This is a genomic window from Enterococcus sp. S53 (assembly GCF_016516865.1).
Taxonomy (GTDB): domain Bacteria; phylum Bacillota; class Bacilli; order Lactobacillales; family Enterococcaceae; genus Enterococcus_D; species Enterococcus_D innesii.
This window is the reverse complement of the sequence record NZ_JACVUH010000006.1, coordinates 76,203-95,255: the sequence shown is the minus strand read 5'-3', so window position 1 is coordinate 95,255 and position 19,053 is coordinate 76,203. Positions and strand designations below refer to the sequence as shown.

The following is a 19,053-nucleotide window of genomic DNA, read 5'->3' as shown; positions in this document are numbered from 1 at the left end:
CGAAATGAATCCAATGGAAAAGGTGGGAAACCCATGCGAAATGTAACAGACAAAGCAACATTTAAGCGCGGATTGCAGTTGAAAAATCGAATCATTATGGCACCAATGACGACCAAGATGTCCTTCTTTGATGGGGTGATTACGAAAGATGAGTTGGCTTACTATGGCTTACGCTCTGGGGAAGTCGGAGCAGTCATCACAGCTGCAGCCAATGTCCAAGAAGATGGCAAGGGCTGGGAAGGGGAATTAGGCGCTTACGACGATGCCTTTTTACCTGGATTAAGTAAATTAGCCAGCACCATCAAAACCAATGGGACCAAAGCTATTTTACAGATTTTTCATGCCGGTCGGATGACGGATGACTCGGTCCTACGAGGAACACAACCGATTTCTGCTAGCGCAGTTGCTGCCGAACGACCAAATGCCCAGGTTCCCCGAGAAGTCACAGTAGATGAGATTTTAACGATTATTGAAAACTTTAAAAAAGCTACCGAACGGGCGATCAAGGCGGGGTTTGATGGCGTAGAACTCCACGGAGCCAATACGTATTTGATCCAACAATTCTTTTCTCCGCACTCAAATCGTCGATCCGATGAATGGGGTGGCTCACTAGAGAACCGTTATCGTTTTATTGAGAAGCTCGTCGATGAAGTATTGGAAACAGTGGACCAATCAGGTGTGAAGGAGTTTATCGTCGGTTATCGTTTTTCACCGGAAGAATTCGAAGAACCAGGGATTCGCTTTGAAGATACGTTGTTCTTAGTGGACCAACTGGCAGAAAAAGGATTAGACTATCTGCACATCTCCCTTGCGGATTATACCCGCAAATCGATTTCAAAAGCGTACCAAGAAAAATCGATGTTGGCGTATGTCTATGAAAAAATCGCTCAGCGGGTTCCTTTGATTGGTGTAGGGGATGTCCGAACATCGAAAGATGCCGCGGGCTTGCTAGAACATGCAGACTTTGTAGCAGTGGGCCGGGCATTGTTGATCGATCCTCATTGGGGACAAAAAGTCTTAGACGGTCAAGATGAATTGATCCGCACCACGGTTTCTACTTACGAACGTGAGGAACTCGTATTACAAAACGGCGTTTGGGGTTTTATGGAAAATATGATGCCAGATCGCCTAAATGAAGAAAAATAAGCAGACAACCACCTTTGCCTTGGGCGAAGGTGGTTTTTTGGTAATACGAGAGGAACGATCCAATTATTTTCAATTATTAACATCATTCTTTATAATTGGTGTAATGGTAAGCGCTTACTTTATTTTTATGCTATCGGGGGATGAGGAGAGAATCATATTGGAGGGAGAAAAATGAAAAAAAGTAGCTTGTTCTTGCTAGTAATTGTCACAGGGGTGTTGTTCGCTGGTTGTGGAGGAAATCAAGAAACAGCAGATTCACAAGATTTTGCCAGTACAGATGAGAATACGCTAACTGTTTGGGCTTGGGACACAAATTTTAATATTCCAATTATGGAAAAAGCCGGGGAATATTACAATGCGGACAATGACGCAATCGACCTTAATGTCGTCGAGATGTCCAACGAGGATACCAAGCAAAAAATGGTTTCATCCTTTACTTCAGGGGTCTCCGAAGGTTTGCCAGACATCGTTTTGATGGATGACTATGACGTGCAGAACTATTTGCTGAACTACGAAGGGAAATTTGCAGAATTATCGGAAGACATTGACTTTGACCAATTTGCTCCTTACAAAGTAGCGAATGCGACCTATCAAGAAGGCGTTTATGCGGTTCCTTTTGATTCAGGTTCTGCTGGACTCTACTACCGCAAAGATTATTTAAGTGAAGCGGGGATTGATGAAAGTGAACTTACCAATCTAACCTGGTCCAAATTTGTGGAGATTGGTGAGACAGTTAAAGAAAAAACGGGGAAATGGTTCGTCGCGTTTATTCCAAATCGCGGCACTCATTATATCCAGATGGCGATGCAGTCAGCCGGATTATGGTATTTTTATAAAGACGGAAACATATTCTTGAAAGACAATCCTGCTATTCGTGAAATGCTGCCGATCCTGAAGACGATCGAAGAAAAAGAGTTGGCAAAACCAGTAGATTATTTTGCGCCAGAAGGGATCGGTGCAGTGACGAGTGGAGAAGTGGCAGCAGTCAATTCAGCCATCTGGTTTTCAGCGACGATCCGCTCCGCAGAAGATCAAAAAGGAAAATGGGGCTATACGAATCTTCCTCAATTAGAGACAGTGTCTGGAGCGACACCTTACTCGAACTTGGGTGGTTCTAGCTGGTTGGTGCTCAATGACTCACCAAATAAAGCGTTGGCCATTGATTTTCTTAAACAAGAATTTGCTGGGAATGATGAATTCTATCAAGAGATTTTAGTAGAAAATGGGGCAGTGGGGACTTACCTACCCTCACAAGAAGGAGAAGCTTATCAATATGAGGATCCTTTCTTTAATGACGCCTCAATCTATAAAGATTTTTCCAGTTGGATGGCGGACATCCCCGCCGTTGATTACGGGGTAAATACCCAAGCGGCAGTGGATGCCTTGCGTGGGGGAATGCAAAGCTATTTTGATGGTGCCATGTCCTTAGATGATATGTTGACGGAAGCAGAAAACACCTACAAGATGCAAGTCGGCGAATAGCCGACTTGTGTTGCTTAAGGAGTGATGAATATGCAAAATACGATCAGAAAAAAGCGCCCCAAAAACCAACAAGTCTGGGGATTTATTTGCCTTTCTTTAGTATTCAGTAGTGTCTTTTTGCTGTATCCCATCGTTTATTCCTTATACCTTTCCCTGCATCGTATGCAGGGACTGCAATCGGTTTTTGTTGGCTTCGGCAATTACCTGCGCATGCTGCAGGATACGATTTTTCAAAAAGCTTTACTTAATAATTTTATCTTTCTGATCTTTCAAGTACCAATCATGGTGTTATTGGGTCTTCTGCTAGCGTTTGTTTTGAACACGCCGAAGCTTGTAGGACGCTCCTTCTTTAAATTGGCGTTGTTTCTACCCTGTGTCACCTCGCTGGTTTCCTATGCAGTTTTATTTAAAATGATGTTTCAAATTGGCGGGATCGTTAATCAAGGGCTGCTGAACATTGGCTTGATCACGCAACCGCTAGATTGGCTAAATAATCCGTTTTTAGCAAAACTGACCGTTATTATTGCCCTGTGCTGGCGTTGGACAGGCTATAACATGATTTTTTATTTGGCAGGATTGCAAAATATCTCGGAGGACACTTTAGAAGCTGCTGCGATCGATGGGGCGAATGGATTTCAAAAGTTCTTTTTCGTAGTGATCCCGCAGCTGAAGCCGGTGATCGTTTTTACAACCATCACCTCCACCATTGGGACGATCCAACTCTTTGATGAAGTGGTGAATCTAACAGGTGGTGGCCCATCCAATGAGACGTTGACTGTCGCTCAACTGATCTATAATCACTCCTTTGTCTATACGTCAAATTTTGGGTATTCGGCTACGCTGTCGTGGGTCTTAGTGATCATCATCGCTCTTTTATCTGTGATCCAGTTGAAACTCGCGAAAACGAATCAATAAAAGCGATAGAAAGGAGCAGCTATGAAAGTTACTTTAAGTGGATGCATAAAATATGGATTTTTACTGATCGTCTCGTTTTTTTCGATTTTTCCGTTTTACTGGATGATGGTGGGCTCTACCAATACCGCCAATCAAGTTGCCGAAGGGAAGCTGACTTTTGGGAATCAGCTAGCAAGCAATTTTCAGGTGCTGTTCAGCAATTACGACATCCCATTGATCATGTGGAATTCCATCAAGGTTTCATTGATCACCGTCCTCGTCAGTCTACTGGTCACTTCTTTGGCTGCCTTTGGATTTGAGAAGTTTCGAACGCGGGCGAGCGAAGGGATTTATGCGGTTTTTCTGTTATGTATGATGGTGCCGCTGGCAACTTTGGTGATCCCTTTGTTTAAGATGATGGCAGGAATGCAGCTAGTCAATCAGCACGTGGCGGTCATTTTGCCATTGGTCAATAACCTGTTTCTGATTTTCTTTTTTCGCCAGAACTTCAAGTCTTTCCCTGACGGTATTTTAGATGCGAGTCGCATCGAGGGGGCAACAGAGTAAACGATATTTTTCCGAATCGTTTTTCCTATGATGCGCTCGACATATGCTGCCGCTGCCATCTACGCCTTTATGAACGCATGGAACAGTTATTTGCTACCCTTGGTCTTTTTGCAAAAGGAAAGTCGTCAAACCATGACATTGCTAATTTCCAATTTATCGTCAGCCAGTTACGTACCAAATTATGGCGTTCAAATGCTGGCGATCGTGATTGCAACGATCCCAACGTTGGTATTGTTTTTGTTTATGCAAAAAGGTTTTGTGAAAGGCATGACCGGTTCTTTGAAACTGTAAGTATCAATAACCAGCTTTGCTACTTTTCCATAAGGTTGGGGAAGGCTTGACGTAGGGGATGAAATAGCTTTCCTCAGATAAAAAACAATTGCCTTGAGAGGCATTATTTTAATAAATAGTCAAACAATTCAGAATCATTCATTTTTCTTACAAAAAGATAGCGCAAGTCGAGTTGATTGATAAAAAAACAATCAGTTGTTAGACTTAATTCAGGTTAAAAAAACAAAAAGGGGATGTAATGATGAAAAGAGGATTTAGAAATTATTTAGGTTCAGATGAGCGGGAGGCAGGCTATAATTTGTCTTGGGGGTCTATCTTTGCAGGAGTTGTAACATTTATCGCATTGTTCATGACACTGTCAATGATTGGCTCAGCAATCGGTTTTGGTATGGTGGAACCAACCTCTAATAACCCATTAGATGGTGTTGGGACAGGATTATTGATTTGGACAGTGATTACCTTCGTCTTGGCATTATTCGGTGCTGGTTTTGTTTCTGGTGTTGCTGCTCGACGTGTCGGATTGGTTCATGGTTTCTTAACATGGGCAACAAGTATGATCGTGATGATGGTTATGCTCTCTTACTTAACGATCGGTGCTTTTTCTGTAGTCGGTTCACTTCTAGGAAACGTTGCTTCTGCTGTCGGTAGTGGTGTTGAAACAGTGGCCTCTGGTGCTGGCGATGTTGCTTCAAAAGCCTTCGATGAAATAACAGGAAACATGGAAGACGTCAATACAGATGAATTACAAGCGAACGTCAATGATGTTTTACAAGATACCGATGTTCCTGAATTGCAACCAGACTATTTGCAAAATCAATTGTCTGATGCGACAAACGACATCAAAGATGCCGGCAAAGACATTGCAACCAATCCAAATGATGCTGATAAAATCATTGATGATTTAGCAAGCAAATTACAAGATCGTGCTACAACGATCGGTGATTCAGTGGATGAAGAAGCAATTTCAAATGCGGTCGCTCAAAATACTGATTTAAGCCAACAAGAAGCAGAAGAAGCAACCAATAACATTGTGACTGGTTTGCAAGATGCTTCTGATGAAGCGCAAAAACAAATCGAAAATGCACAACAAAATCTTGAACAAGCCAAACAAGACATTGACCAAGCAGTGGAAGACGCTCGTCAAAAAGCGGAAGAAGCAAGTGATGCAACAGCCAAAGCATCCATTTGGGGCTTTGTGGCAATGGTCTTAGGTCTCGTTCTTACGTCAATCGGTGGGTTGGTGGGAGCAAACTTAGTCAAAACTGCTGACCACGAAAATCGTATCTAATTCACTTCTCACAAAGAGAGTTAGTGAGCCATAAACCAGTGAACAGCGTTCTGCCAAAGACTCAAATGGCAGCAGCGCTGTTTTCTGCTTTTAAACAAGCGGTTAAAAATCCCCATTGACGAGTGATTTTTCTCATGCTACACTGGCTCTGAGGATTGTTACCGCTTTAGGCGGGCTATACCTATTTTTTTGTGTGAAGAAATCTAAAGAAGAATAGGGTCGTTAAAATGAACGTAACAAAAGTGATCAATAACAACATTGTGATTTCTGAGAATGAGGAAAAACAAGAATTGGTCGTCATGGGCAAAGGCTTAGGCTTTAAGAAAAAGCCAGGCGATGTGATCGACGATACCAAGATTGAAAAAGTCTATCTCAGTACACAAGAGTGGAATGTCACAAAACTAACCCAATTACTTTCTTCTATCCCTATCGAACATATTCAAGCAGCGAATGAGATCATCAGTTTTGCAAAAGTTTCCCTTGGGAAAAAATTGAGCGAAAAATTATTTCTGACGCTGACCGATCATATCAATTATGCTATCGAGCGCTATCAAAATGGCATGGAAATCAAAAATGCCTTGCTATGGGAAATCAAGCGGTTTTATAACCATGAATACCTCATTGGCAAAGAAGCGTTATCGATCATCAAAAATCGCTTGGCGATCGAGCTGCCAGAAGATGAAGCCGGCTTCATTGCATTGCACATCGTCAATGCGGAGTTGGATATGGCGCAGGTCAGTCAAGTATCGGAAATGGCGAAGATCATTCAGCATATCCTAAACATCGTCAAATATCATTTTTCAATGGAGCTTGATGAGTATTCATTGAACTACGAACGCTTTGTGACCCATTTGAAATTTTTTGTCCAGCGCTTATTCAGCGGAACAAAGCTCGATGATGCAGGAACCGGCAGTTTTATTTTTATGTTGAAAGACCGCTATATGAAGGAATATGCGTGTGCGCTGAAAATCAGCGACTACATCAACAAAGAATTCGGTAGACCGTTAGAAGAAGACGAATTGATCTATTTAACTATACACATCAAACGAATAACAAGTGCTTAGGATTGTTACTGGATTGGCAGGCTATACCTAAATGAACTCCCAAGGGGTTCGTTTAGGTTTTTTTTTGGTTTGACACACGAAAAGCAAACGAAGGACCAAAATAGGAGGAACGACATGAATTACAAAGAGTTAGCAAAAACGATCATCACCAATGTTGGTGGGGAAGAAAATATCCAAAGCTTGACCCATTGTGCGACCCGCTTGCGCTTCAACTTGAAAGATGACAGCAAACCACAAGAAAGTACCTTAAAACATACACCAGGCATCATGGGTGTGGTCAACAAAGGCGGACAGTACCAAGTGATCATCGGCAGTGATGTTGGCAATGTCTACAACGAAATCACTGCCCAAACCAATTTGACTAGTGATCAAGAAACAGAAGAAGACGATCGGGGACGTGTAGCGAAAATTATCGATACGATCACTGGGATCTTCACCCCGATCTTGCCAGCCATCACGGCAGCTGGGATGTTAAAAGCCGTCCTTTCGTTGCTGGTGGTCTTCAATGTCTTGACGGCAGAAAGTCAAAGTTACCAAATCCTAAACTTTATGGCAGATGCTGCGTTCTACTTCTTACCGATTCTACTGGCTGCTTCTTCTGCGCAAAAGTTCAAAGCCAACATGTATCTGGCGATGATGGTGGGTGGAATTTTACTGCATCCCAACTTCATCGGTATGGTGACAGCAGCCAATGAGTCAGGTGGCGGCATCCATTTGTTCGGTTTGCCGATTTCACCAGTGACCTATTCATCATCGGTGATCCCCATCATCTTAAGTGTTTGGTTCATGTCTTACGTTGAACCGATTGCTGATAAGGTCTCACCAAAAGCAATCAAATTCTTTAGCAAACCGTTGCTGACGATCTTCGTCGTAGGGACGGTAGCATTAGTTGCTTTAGGTCCTCTAGGCTATATGATCAGTGAAGCGATTTCCGCAGGGATCCAAGCCTTAGAAACGGTCAGCCCATGGATCGTTCCGTTATTGATCGGTGCCTTCACTCCATTGTTCGTGGCAACGGGTACCCACTATGGATTGGTTCCTATCGGTATCAACAACCGAATGACCACAGGTTATGATACAGTGATCTATCCTGGCATGCTGGCTTCAAACGTCAGTCAGGGAGCTGCAGCTATCGGCGTTGGTTTCAAATCAAAAGATTCTACGATCAAACAATTGGCATTTTCTGCAGGTCTGACAGGTCTATTCGGCATCACTGAACCAGCGTTGTATGGGGTCAACTTACGGTTTAAAACACCTTTGTATGCAGCAATGATCGGTGGCGGATTTGGGGGTCTGTTTATGGGAATCATGCGTGTCCGCAATTTCTCAGGCGGTTCACCGGGCCTATTGACTTTGCCAAGCTATATCGGCGATGACACCTTACGTCATTTGACCAATGCCTGCATTGGTGCGGCAATCAGTATCGTGGTCACATTTATTGCGACATTATTCTTATACAAAGACCCTGTTACAGAAGAAGCACCTGAAGCAACACCAGCAGACAAAGAGCAAGAACCAACCCATCAAATCAGCGGCGCGGAGATCAAAGCACCTTTAAAAGGGGAACTAAAAAGCCTGCAAGCAGTCAATGACGGCATGTTTTCAGAAGAAATTCTTGGACAAGGGGTAGCGATCGAGCCAACCGTTGGAGAAGTGCTAGCACCAGTCAACGGGACTGTCACAGCAGTCTTTGATTCCAAACATGCCATTGGATTGACCAGTGAGGAAGGCATTGAGCTGCTGATTCACGTCGGGATCGATACAGTGCAATTGAATGGCGAAGGCTATGCCTATCAAGTAGAAAAAGGACAAAAAGTGACAGTTGGCGATCCTTTGATTACATTTGATATCGAGTTTATCCAAGAAAAAGGTTATCCAGTGATCACGCCAATCGTTATCACTAACAGTGCAGAAGTGGGCGACATTTTGACAGCAAACAGTGGTCCGATCACATTTGGTGATCAAATCATCAAAGTGATCGGCTAAAAAAGGAGAATAAGACATGGGATTTACAGAAAACTTTTTATGGGGCGGCGCAACAGCCGCCAATCAATGTGAAGGCGGGTTTGATCAAGGGGGGCGTGGACTTGCCAATGTCGATGTGATTCCGACTGGCAAGGACCGACGAGCAGTCATTACCGGCAAGCGTGAGATGCTTGCCTTTGAAGAAGGGTATTTCTATCCAGCAAAAGAAGCGATCGATATGTACCATCATTTCAAAGAAGATATCGCCTTGTTTGCGGAGATGGGCTTTAAAACCTATCGTTTATCGATTGCTTGGTCAAGAATTTTTCCGAAGGGCGACGAAGAAACCCCTAATGAAGAAGGCTTGCGCTTTTATGAAGAACTGTTTTTAGAATGCCGCAAATACCAAATCGAACCTTTGGTGACGATCACGCATTTTGACTGTCCGATCCATCTGATCAAAGAATATGGCGGTTGGCGCAACCGTAAGATGATTGCCTTTTACGAAAACCTTTGTCGGGCGATCTTCACTCGCTACAAAGGATTGGTGAAGTACTGGCTGACCTTTAATGAAATCAATATGATCTTGCATGCCCCGTTTCTCGGTGCAGGGCTGACCTTTGCTGAGGGCGAAAATGAAGAACAAATCAAATACCAAGCTGCTCATCATGAGTTAGTCGCTAGTGCGTTGGCAACAAAAATCGCCCACGAGATCGATCCAGAAAACAAAGTAGGCTGTATGCTGGCAGCGGCTAGTTATTATCCTTACAGCTGCAATCCGAAAGATGTCTGGGAAAGCAAAAAAAGCGATCGCGGCAACTATTTCTTTATCGATGTGCAATCGCGAGGAGAATATCCAAATTATGGTTTGAAGATGCTAGCGGAAAAAGGAATCACTTTGGAACAAACCGCCGAAGATACGGCTTTATTAAAAGCCCATACCGTCGATTTTATTTCCTTTTCTTACTATGCCTCTCGGGTCGCTGCTTCAGAAGATTCCGGTGTTGAGAAAACGGAAGGCAACTTGTTCCCGACCATTAAAAATCCGTATTTAGAAGCGTCGGAATGGGGCTGGCAGATTGATCCGCTTGGCTTACGGATCACGATGAATGATCTTTATGATCGTTACCAAAAACCGCTTTTCATCGTCGAAAATGGTCTAGGAGCGGTGGATACACCAAACGAAGATGGAAAAATCAATGATGTGTATCGCATCGAGTATTTACGTGCGCATATTGCAGCGATGAAAGAAGCGATTGACCAAGACGGTGTGGAACTGTTGGGCTATACTTCATGGGGCTGTATCGATTTGGTTTCTGCAGGAACCGGAGAAATGAAGAAACGCTATGGCTATATCTATGTCGATCGCGACAATGAAGGCAATGGCACATTAGTCCGCAGCAAAAAACAATCTTTTTATTGGTACAAAAAAGTGATTGCCTCAAATGGGGAAGATTTGGCTTAAGCCAGTTCATTAATGATTATCATTAAGGAAAGAAACGCCAACGGAACAGAACTGCTCAAGGAAGCTGTCTGGTTCTGTTGGCGCTTTTCTTTTTTAATGAAAAAAATTACTCTGTTTCCTCCCGCTGGATCGGCAGCAGCAAGCGAACGGTGGTTCCTTCGTTGATGCGTGATTCTACAGTCAATCCATATTTCTCCCCATAGAGCAGCTTGATACGCTGATCAATATTGTCCAAGCCAATACCCGAATAGTGTTCAAAATGGTTGGCGGTGCTGGTTGGGTGCTCTTCATTGAACCCGATGCCCGTATCGATGATCTCAATTTTCAGACCTTCCTTACTGACGCGAGAAAAAATCTGGATCAATCCTGAATCCTCTTCGGGAAAGGCATGCAGGTAGGCATTTTCGATAATCGGTTGCAAAATCATTTTCGGTACAAGAATATCTTCGCAGCCATCTTCTGAAAAAATCGTTGATTGGATGCGATTGCCGTAACGTACGTTCATTAACACGAGGTATTCTTCCACGATCGCTAGCTCATCCTTTAAGGGGACGATCTCTTTGCGGTTAAAGGTGTGCCGCAACAATTGGACAAAGCTTTCAATCGCTTGGGTGGCGGCTTCTTGTTCGTTTTGCCAGATCAAAAACTTGATGGCAGTCAATGTGTTGTAGACAAAATGCGGTTGGATCTGCATTTGCAACGAGCGGATCTCGAACTTGCGTTTTTCGGCTTCTGTAACCATTAAATGATCGACATAAGATTCCAAGTCCTCTAGCATCAAGTTATACGCACGCCCCAATTCTCGCGTTTCGTACGTCCCGTTGATGGTAACCTTGTCGCTGAAATCGCCTTGTGTGACCGCAGGCAGCTTGGCAATCAGCTGATAAATCGGTTGGGTGATATTGCGGATGATCCAAAATGCCAGCAGACTAAAGAGTAAAATACTGACGACAGAAATCAAAAGAGCTGGCTTGATCAGATTCATATTGCGTACTAGATGCGATTCATCCAAAACATCGTAAAAAGTAAAATGATACGAATAAAGGGGCAGCTGATTGATGCTAGTATCTCTTTTGACCGTGACGAGACGATTTTCAAACGGCTTGCCTAAAAGGCTCGGATCAGAAGTGGAAAGAATTTGATTTTGTTCATTGACGATATAGATCGAGTGAAGACTGGTATCTAAGAGTTGACGATAGATCGAAGAAAAATCGGATTCTTTTAAGAAAATCAGGGCATAGCCGAAAATCGTTTCTTCTTTCATCAATTTGCGCACGTACATCAAGCCAGGGGAGTCGCTGGTGGAGGTGCTCAAGCCTTGATCTAAGAAATAATACTGACTGATGGCGTCATTGTCATTGATCTGCTGGATAAAGGCACTGGCGAGAAAATCATCTACTGATTGATTGCGAACCGCATCGTTTTGAAAGAAAGTGCCCCCGTTGACCCCAATCAACACTAAATTCGAGGGGATGTCTTGAAACAAAGAGCGGGTGTCTTTTAATTGTTCGTTTAATTCTAAAATCGTACGGCCTTGATTCATGTCGCCTTCTAAGTATGTTTCAACGGCTTTGCTTTCATCGACGATATCAAAAATCCGATGGATATTCTCGTTCAGACGCTCATAATCTTCTTGAATTTTTTCCAGTAGTAGCTGATTGGAACTCTGGTACGAGGCAACATAGGCATCTTTCGAGCGACCATAGATCACGACGACAGTTAGCAGACAAACACTAATGACCCCGACGACAACAAAGAGGAAGATCCGACTGAATAATTCATTTTTCTGAATCCATTGGTTGATTTTCATAATTGATTCAACCGCCGATACTTCGATGGGGTGACCTGACATTCTTTCTTAAAGATGCGAGAAAAATAGCTGATATCCGAATACCCGACCGCTTCACTGATTTCAGATAGATTCAGATCAGATTGTGTCAGTAGTTCTTTGGCTTTATCCAAGCGGGTTTTCTTTACATACTCAGAAAAGCTCATTTTCAGTTTCGCAGAAAGAAAAGCCGAAAGATAGGTGTAACTAAAATGAAAGGTTTCAGCTAGTTCAGACAAAGACAGACTTTTGGTGTAGTTGTCTTGAATAAAGCGCTGGATCGCAACGAGTAGATCATCTTCATCCAGCGGTGATAAGGTCGTCAGCTGTTGACGAATATCATCAATGGTCGCCAACAACAAATCAGAAAAATCTTCCAAATACTGCACGTGACCGATGGCATGCAAAAATTCGGCTTTTAAGCGGCTAAAGCGTGGAGCAGTGGGAAATTCTTCTTCCAAGCGGGACAGTAACGTGTAAAAAATACTGCTGGCCTGTTGTTTTAAGAATGTCGGATCGACATTGGATAAGATCATGTCATTAAAATATTCCTCAATTCTGGTGATTCCTAATAAAAAGTTGTTGTCTAACAAAGCCCGTAAGAACTTCTTCGTATCAAAGCGATCACTTTCAATGTACAAAAAGAGTTCTTGTTCTGGCACCAACCGTTGTCGTTTATAAAAAAACGATTGTCCTTGGCTTTTGGCTTTAAGGGTCACAAAATGGTCCCGCAACTGTTCAATCTTTTGAAAGGGCACACTGAGAGTAAAGAAGGCGTCTGGCTCGGTAAAACGCAATTGTTCCAGCGTTTCTTTCAAAGAGGAATAAACATCCATTCCTTCTGGATAACTGATCACTAAGCCGGCATCTTTGTTACTGGTTTGAAAAAAGAGCGTCTTTACCTGCGGTTGTGATTGAGTAAATTCCGTTAATGCATGCAGCAGCTGATCATTGGCACGAAAGCCGCTAAAATTGGTGGTCAAAATTTGGGCTTGCTGTTGCGACTGATCTAATGCAAGGTAGTCCGCCAAAGGAGCCAACGGTTCTTCATACCCTGCTAAATAGCGATTCAACGATTCTTGCAGCTGCGTCTCCTCAGTCACGGAGCCTTTTGTATGTGACAGCTTTTGTGAGATGTTGTGCAGCGTCTTCAACAAGAGTGTCGGTGTCAGTGTCGGTTTTAAAAGATAATCTACGGCCCCATTTCTAAAAGACTGACTGACGTATTGGAAATCATCGTAGCTGCTCAAGACCAAAAAATGGACTTCTGGATATTGTTGTTGAATGATCGTTGTGAGTTGAAGACCGTCCATTTGGGGCATTTTCAAATCCGTGATCACGATGTCGGGATTCAGTTCATGGATCAGCGTCAATGCTTCTTGCCCGTTCGCTGCATCGCCTAAGAGACGGAACCCTTCTTGCTCCCAACGTATCATATGTTTCAATCCATCTCGGATCGTTGCCTCATCATCAACGACTAAGACCGTGCGTAAAATAGTCATGGTATCCCCCCTATATCTCTTCTTTATTATAAACGCTTTCAAAAAAGAAAGGTATTGTAACTTTTTTTTATTTTTGGACAAATTTAGTAAGCTCTTTCATAATCATTGAATACGGTTACAAAATCAGTGTATAGTTAGCCATGTAAATAAAAGGAAAGAGGGATAAAAATGAAAAAACTACTTGCATCGATGGTAACGGCGGCTGCAGTGTTGACTTTGGCGGCTTGCGGAAACAGCAACACAAGCTCTGGGGATTCTGGCGAGTCCTCAAACAAAGTCACGGTCTGGGCATGGGATGAGACCTTCAACATCAAGGCAGTCAATGAAGCCAAAAAAGTATATGAAAATCAAGATGTCGATGTGGAAGTCGTGACGATGTCACAAGATGATATCGTTCAAAAATTAAATACGAGTCTGGCATCTGGAAATACGGACGGACTACCAAATATCGTTTTGATCGAAGACTACCGCATCCAAGGATACCTTTCTTCTTATCCAGATGCGTTTAGTGATCTAACGGATATCGTGAATGAGGAGGATTTCTCCAGCTATAAATTTGCGGTCAATAAAGTCGACGATGTCATTTATGGGGTGCCATTTGACAGTGGCGTCGCAGGACTATTTTACCGCACAGACTATTTGACCGATGCAGGCTATGAGCAAGCTGATCTCCAAGATATTACTTGGGATGATTTTATCAGCATCGCCAAAGACGTCAAAGAAAAAACGGGACACGCTATGATGTCGTTAGACCCAAGCGATCTTGGCTTGGCACGAATCATTATGCAATCGGCAGGCGAATGGTATACCGGTGAAGATGGCTCCACCGTAACCATCAAAGACAATGAATCCTTTAAAGCCGGTCTAACTGTCTTAGCAACATTGTTGAATGAAGGCTTAGTTGAACAAGTTTCTGATTGGGATGGCGGGGTCAATGCCGTTCAATCGGGGAATGTCGCTTCTGCGCCAACTGGTGCGTGGTATTCCAGCACGATTCAAGGCGCGGAAGACCAAAGCGGCAAATGGGCGATCGCTCCAATCCCATCTATCGCTGGCAACAGCAATTCAGTCAATGCTTCTAGCATCGGCGGAGCAGGCTGGTACGTGATCAAAGGGGTTGACGGCGAAGAAAATGCCAAAGACTTTTTAGCCAATACCTTTGCTTCAAATAAAGAATTGATGGGTACACTAGCTACCGAGATCGGTTTGGTTTCAACCATGAATGCTGCAGAAGAAACGGAAGAATATACGTCGGGTCTTGATTTCTACGGCGGTCAAAAAGTCTTCCAAGATTTCTCTCAATGGTCACAAGAAATTCCAGCCGTGAACTACGGCAATCACACCTATGCCATTGAATCTGTCTTGACTGAAAGCTTGCAACGAGTGATCAACGGTGAAGACATTGATAAAGTATTAGAAGAAGCACAATCACAAGTGGAAGCACAAATTGCAAACTAATCGAACAACTTTGCAGAAACTCGTGAGCGATCGCGAGTTTCTGTGTTAAGGGGGAATTACAATGAAAAACAAAACAAAAAATTGGTTTGCAAACGGCAATGCCTTTATTACCTTACCCGTCATTTTTATCACGATGCTGGTCTTTATTCCGATGGTCTCGGCATTGTTCACGTCATTCCAATCAGGACCACCGACAGCGATGACCTTTAACGGTCTTGGCAACTATCAGCGGATGTTGAGCGACTCAACCTTTAAAAAAGCCTTTGGCAATACGTTTTTATACTTATTAGTCCAAGTTCCGATCATGCTCTTTTTGGCGCTGATCGTATCGAACATATTGAATGACAAAAAATTGAAATTTAAAGGGCTGTTCCGCACCGCTTTGTTTTTACCCTGTATCACATCCTTGGTTTCTTATTCCTTGATCATGAAAAGTCTCTTTTCGGCAAATGGGTTAGTCAATAACTTTTTGACACAGCTACACCTGATCGATGCACCGATCCAATGGTTGACGGCCCCCTTCTGGGCAAAAGTACTGATCATTTTTGCCATCACGTGGCGTTGGACTGGCTACAATATGATCTTTTTCATCTCAGGCATGCAAAATATCGATCCAAGTATTTACGAAGCGGCAGAGATCGATGGTGCCACGAAATGGGATCAATTCTTCAAAATCACGATTCCCAACTTGCGTCCAATCATCTTATTTACCACGATCACCTCAACGATCGGTACGCTGCAATTATTCGATGAAGTTCAAAATATCACTGGCGGTGGACCAGCCAATGCCACGACGACCTTGTCGCAATATATCTACAATTTGAGTTACAAATTCACGCCAAACTTTGGGTATGCCGCTGCGGTCTCCTTTGTTATCGTGATTGCGATCGTGATTTTATCGATCATCCAAACGAAAATAGGAGGAAAAGAAAATTGAAAACAATCTCACTCACTTTAAAATACGTCTTTCTGGCGATTTTGGCTTTCATCTCTATTTTTCCATTTGTTTGGATGATTCTAGGGATGACCAATCAAACCTTTGATATCGTTGCTGGAAAAATCATGATTGGGGATCAATTGGTGATCAACTTCCAAAATCTCTTTTCTTCTGATTTGAATTTTACTCGAGCATTAGGCAATTCCGCAGTGATTGCCGTGATTACGACCGTCTTTGCGCTGTTGTTCTCCTCCATGGCAGGGTATGGCTTTGAGATCTATCGGACGAAAACCAAAGACCGCATCTTTAATATTCTCCTGCTGTCGATGATGGTGCCTTTTGCCGCGCTAATGATCCCCCTCTATCGGATGTTCAGCAAGCTTAGCGGCACACCGATCGGAATCAATACCTTCGCTGTCGTGATTTTGCCCTCAGTCTGTACCGCCTTTTTGATTTTCTTTTTCCGCCAAAACATCAAGGCATTCCCTAGAGAATTAGTCGAAGCTGCTCGGATCGATGGCTTGAATGAACTGAGTATTTTCTTTAGAGTTTACATGCCTACGGCTAAAAATACCTACGCAGCTGCTGCAATCATTACGTTTATGGGCAGCTGGAACAATTATTTATGGCCATTAGTTGCCCTGCAATCACCAGACAAACGGACCGTTCCACTGGTTCTTTCAGCAATGGGTGCTTCTTATACACCTGATTATGGCATGATGATGTGCGGCATCGTGATCGCCACACTGCCGACGGCCATCATTTTCTTCGTTTTACAAAAACAATTTGTCCAAGGGATGCTGGGTTCCGTGAAATAAGCGGGGCATCAGCAAACAAATACAAAGTAGAGGGTACGATATGATTCTTTTTGACAAACAATTAAACGTCTTTCATTTAAGCAACGATCAAATCAGCTATCTCTTACAGATAGAGGAAGGGGGCAATGTGGCGCACCTTTATTTTGGGAAAAAAATCGCCCATTATTCTGGTGGCTATCGCTACCCACGCCTTGATCGCTCGTTTTCACCCAATCCCCCAGACAGTAGCGATCGGCTTTTCTCATTAGACACCTCGATGCTGGAGTTTCCTGGTAATGGCTTCGGGGACTTTCGAGAAGCTGCCTACACGATTCGCCAGTCTGACGGTAGCCGAGTCAGCCATTTTGTCTTTAGTGATTACCAGATTCAGCAAGGCAAACCAGCCTTAGCAGGATTGCCTCAGACCCATGGGGCCGACGACGGCATCGAAACACTGATTCTGTTCTTAAAAGATGATGTGGCGGGACTCGAGCTGCAGCTGTTTTACACGATTTTTGAGGAGGCGGCAGTGATCGTCCGCTCAAGTAAAATAATCAATCACGGAATCCAGCCTGTTACCATCGAACAGCTGGCGAGTCAATCCCTGGATTTTCCTAACCGGCCCTTTGATTTGATCCACTTGCCAGGGGCGTGGGCGAAGGAACGCCAAATTACCCGAGAACCCATCCATCGCGGCATCAAGCGTTTAGACAGCAAGCGGGGTTCCAGCAGCCATCAGCAAAATCCCTTTGCCGTCTTGCTGGAACCTAATGCTACGGAGTTTGCTGGGGAGTGTTTTGGTTTTAGCTTGCTATATAGCGGCAATCATGAAACCATCATCGAAAAAGATCCTTACCAACAAACCCGTGTGATCATGGGGATCAACAGTCATCAATTTGCCTGGCAATTGCCGCCAACTGAAAGCTTTCAAGCCCCAGAAGCCGTGATTGCTTATAGTGAGACTGGCTTGAATCAGCTGTCAGCCACCTATCATGATTTTTATGACGAGCATTTGATTCGGGGCAAATACAAAAAGCAAGAACGGCCGATCCTGATCAATAACTGGGAAGCAACGTACTTTGATTTCAATGAAGAAAAGCTAGATGCCCTCGTTGATGAAGCCAAGGAGCTGGGAATCGAACTGTTTGTTTTGGATGACGGCTGGTTTGGTCAGCGAGAAGATGACCAAACCTCATTAGGCGATTGGTTTGAAAACGAAGGCAAGCTGGCTTCTGGCTTGGCAGGATTTGCCCAAAAAGTCCATGACAAAGGGCTGCAATTCGGGCTTTGGCTGGAACCAGAAATGATTTCTGGTGACAGTGAACTAAACCGACAGCACCCTGATTGGCTGTTACAAGTACCCAATCGCAAACCAGCGCTTAGCCGCAGTCAGTATGTGTTGGACTTTTCTCGGCAAGATGTCAGAGACCATCTCTATCACCAGTTAACCCAACTGTTTGATACGGTTGCCATCGACTATATCAAATGGGACATGAACCGCAGTCTGTCGGATGTCTATTCCTTGCTCCTCGATCCTGCCCAGCAAGGGGAAGTCGCACATCGCTATCTGCTGGGCTTGTATGAATTTCTGGAAAAACTGACCACTGCCTATCCAACGATCCTGTTTGAAGGCTGTTCTGGTGGCGGTGGGCGCTTTGATGCTGGCTTCTTGTATTATATGCCGCAGATTTGGACCAGCGACAACACCGATGCCATCGCCCGCCTGAAGATCCAATACGGAACCAGTCTGGTCTATCCGCCATCCACCATGGGTGCCCATGTCTCAGCGATCCCGAACCATCAGACCCAACGGGCAACGGATCTAGCGATTCGTGGCAATGCTGCAATGTCTGGCTTGTTGGGCTATGAGCTTGACTTGACACAGCTGACACAAGAAGAAAAAGCGCAGATCAAAGAACAAATCGCTTTTTATAAAAAACATCGGCGCCTGCTGCAGTTGGGTCGCTTTGTTCGACTGCTCAGCCCTTATGAAGGCAATGACACCGCCTGGCTGTACGTTTCCCCAGATAAAAAAGAAGCGATCGTCTTTTACTTCCGAGTCTTAGCCGAAGCCTCTGCACCATTGGTTACTTTAAAACTGGCTGGCTTAGATCCTGACCTTACCTATCAAAGTGGGGAAGAGACCTTCGGTGGCGATGAATTGATGCAGCTCGGGTTATATATCGATCCTCATTTAGCAGGGGATTACGCCACGCAGCGGTTTCATTTTGTTGCAAAAGCGCCTCACGAATGAAAATCAGCGTCCCGTCAAAGCAACATGTTTTGACGGGACGCTTTATTGTGCTGCCGCAAGCTTTTGGCTAATGATCGGCAACTGAGAGGTTATTTTTGAACAAATGATTTATTTT

14 protein-coding genes and 1 pseudogene are annotated in these 19,053 nt (G+C 43.9%); 13 read left to right on the top strand and 2 right to left on the bottom strand.

All coding sequences use genetic code 11. The features are described 5' to 3' along the window. The first annotated feature begins 33 nt into the window (after window positions 1–33). From IAE45_RS09705 to IAE45_RS09670, 9 genes are all read left to right on the top strand, one after another. Window positions 34–1,146 carry an NADH-dependent flavin oxidoreductase gene (locus IAE45_RS09705; RefSeq protein ID WP_086373150.1) on the top strand — a complete coding sequence of 371 codons (1,113 nt, stop codon included), beginning with the start codon at window positions 34–36 and terminating at the stop codon, window positions 1,144–1,146. A 171-nt stretch (window positions 1,147–1,317) separates the two neighbouring features. Then, complete coding sequence (locus IAE45_RS09700) at window positions 1,318–2,628, top strand: ABC transporter substrate-binding protein (RefSeq protein WP_200126297.1); 1,311 nt, start codon at window positions 1,318–1,320, stop codon at window positions 2,626–2,628. Window positions 2,629–2,658: 30 nt separating this feature from the next. Further along, window positions 2,659–3,543, top strand: a complete 885-nt coding sequence (locus IAE45_RS09695; protein WP_200126295.1) for a carbohydrate ABC transporter permease — start codon at window positions 2,659–2,661, stop codon at window positions 3,541–3,543. Window positions 3,544–3,564: 21 nt separating this feature from the next. After that, window positions 3,565–4,089 (top strand): carbohydrate ABC transporter permease, encoded by a 525-nt coding sequence (locus IAE45_RS18900; protein ID WP_233619002.1) that lies wholly within the window; start codon window positions 3,565–3,567, stop codon window positions 4,087–4,089. Between the two features lie 3 nt (window positions 4,090–4,092). Then, window positions 4,093–4,380: an ABC transporter permease subunit gene (locus IAE45_RS18895; protein WP_325123419.1), complete on the top strand. Its 288-nt coding sequence runs from the start codon at window positions 4,093–4,095 to the stop codon at window positions 4,378–4,380. Window positions 4,381–4,621: 241 nt separating this feature from the next. Beyond that, window positions 4,622–5,668, top strand: coding sequence for a hypothetical protein (locus tag IAE45_RS09685; protein WP_010747834.1), 1,047 nt, complete (start codon window positions 4,622–4,624; stop codon window positions 5,666–5,668). 227 nt (window positions 5,669–5,895) lie between these two features. Beyond that, on the top strand, window positions 5,896–6,732 hold the full coding sequence (licT, locus tag IAE45_RS09680) for a BglG family transcription antiterminator LicT (protein ID WP_010747835.1): 837 nt from the start codon (window positions 5,896–5,898) through the stop codon (window positions 6,730–6,732). 114 nt (window positions 6,733–6,846) lie between these two features. Beyond that, entirely contained in the window at window positions 6,847–8,718 is a 1,872-nt protein-coding gene (locus tag IAE45_RS09675) for a beta-glucoside-specific PTS transporter subunit IIABC (RefSeq protein ID WP_200126293.1), read from the top strand. A gap of 16 nt (window positions 8,719–8,734) precedes the next feature. Then, window positions 8,735–10,162, top strand: coding sequence for a 6-phospho-beta-glucosidase (locus tag IAE45_RS09670; protein ID WP_200126291.1), 1,428 nt, complete (start codon window positions 8,735–8,737; stop codon window positions 10,160–10,162). Window positions 10,163–10,268: 106 nt separating this feature from the next. Here IAE45_RS09670 and IAE45_RS09665 read toward each other — a convergent pair whose 3' ends face one another. Next, complete coding sequence (locus tag IAE45_RS09665) at window positions 10,269–11,972, bottom strand: sensor histidine kinase (protein ID WP_200126289.1); 1,704 nt, start codon at window positions 11,970–11,972, stop codon at window positions 10,269–10,271. Further along, complete coding sequence (locus IAE45_RS09660; RefSeq protein ID WP_200126287.1) at window positions 11,969–13,492, bottom strand: response regulator transcription factor; 1,524 nt, start codon at window positions 13,490–13,492, stop codon at window positions 11,969–11,971. The genes IAE45_RS09665 and IAE45_RS09660 overlap by 4 nt, the downstream gene beginning before the upstream one ends. A 168-nt stretch (window positions 13,493–13,660) precedes the next feature. Between IAE45_RS09660 and IAE45_RS09655 the strand changes: the two genes are divergently transcribed. From IAE45_RS09655 to IAE45_RS09640, 4 genes and pseudogenes are all read left to right on the top strand, one after another. Then, window positions 13,661–14,950: an ABC transporter substrate-binding protein gene (locus tag IAE45_RS09655; protein ID WP_016608159.1), complete on the top strand. Its 1,290-nt coding sequence runs from the start codon at window positions 13,661–13,663 to the stop codon at window positions 14,948–14,950. 61 nt (window positions 14,951–15,011) lie between these two features. Next, a complete protein-coding gene (locus IAE45_RS09650; protein ID WP_200126285.1) occupies window positions 15,012–15,887 on the top strand; it encodes a carbohydrate ABC transporter permease in 876 nt (291 codons plus the stop codon). A 2-nt stretch (window positions 15,888–15,889) separates the two neighbouring features. After that, window positions 15,890–16,705, top strand: a pseudogene (locus tag IAE45_RS09645) (carbohydrate ABC transporter permease); the annotation flags it as partial. A 40-nt stretch (window positions 16,706–16,745) separates the two neighbouring features. Beyond that, on the top strand, window positions 16,746–18,938 hold the full coding sequence (locus tag IAE45_RS09640) for an alpha-galactosidase (RefSeq protein ID WP_200126283.1): 2,193 nt from the start codon (window positions 16,746–16,748) through the stop codon (window positions 18,936–18,938). The last annotated feature ends 115 nt before the right edge of the window (window positions 18,939–19,053 follow it).

What these genes read in the sequence shown, in the direction of transcription:
- IAE45_RS09685 (WP_010747834.1), top strand. Translation starts at nt 4,622, where the DNA reads ATGAAAAGAGGATTTAGAAATTATTTAGGTTCAGATGAGCGGGAGGCA.
- IAE45_RS09670 (WP_200126291.1), top strand. Translation starts at nt 8,735, where the DNA reads ATGGGATTTACAGAAAACTTTTTATGGGGCGGCGCAACAGCCGCCAAT.
- IAE45_RS09660 (WP_200126287.1), bottom strand. Translation starts at nt 13,492, where the DNA reads ATGACTATTTTACGCACGGTCTTAGTCGTTGATGATGAGGCAACGATC.
- IAE45_RS09700 (WP_200126297.1), top strand. Translation starts at nt 1,318, where the DNA reads ATGAAAAAAAGTAGCTTGTTCTTGCTAGTAATTGTCACAGGGGTGTTG.
- IAE45_RS09655 (WP_016608159.1), top strand. Translation starts at nt 13,661, where the DNA reads ATGAAAAAACTACTTGCATCGATGGTAACGGCGGCTGCAGTGTTGACT.
- IAE45_RS09640 (WP_200126283.1), top strand. Translation starts at nt 16,746, where the DNA reads ATGATTCTTTTTGACAAACAATTAAACGTCTTTCATTTAAGCAACGAT.
- IAE45_RS09695 (WP_200126295.1), top strand. Translation starts at nt 2,659, where the DNA reads ATGCAAAATACGATCAGAAAAAAGCGCCCCAAAAACCAACAAGTCTGG.
- IAE45_RS09705 (WP_086373150.1), top strand. Translation starts at nt 34, where the DNA reads ATGCGAAATGTAACAGACAAAGCAACATTTAAGCGCGGATTGCAGTTG.
- IAE45_RS09665 (WP_200126289.1), bottom strand. Translation starts at nt 11,972, where the DNA reads ATGAAAATCAACCAATGGATTCAGAAAAATGAATTATTCAGTCGGATC.
- IAE45_RS09675 (WP_200126293.1), top strand. Translation starts at nt 6,847, where the DNA reads ATGAATTACAAAGAGTTAGCAAAAACGATCATCACCAATGTTGGTGGG.
- licT (WP_010747835.1), top strand. Translation starts at nt 5,896, where the DNA reads ATGAACGTAACAAAAGTGATCAATAACAACATTGTGATTTCTGAGAAT.
- IAE45_RS09650 (WP_200126285.1), top strand. Translation starts at nt 15,012, where the DNA reads ATGAAAAACAAAACAAAAAATTGGTTTGCAAACGGCAATGCCTTTATT.
- IAE45_RS18900 (WP_233619002.1), top strand. Translation starts at nt 3,565, where the DNA reads ATGAAAGTTACTTTAAGTGGATGCATAAAATATGGATTTTTACTGATC.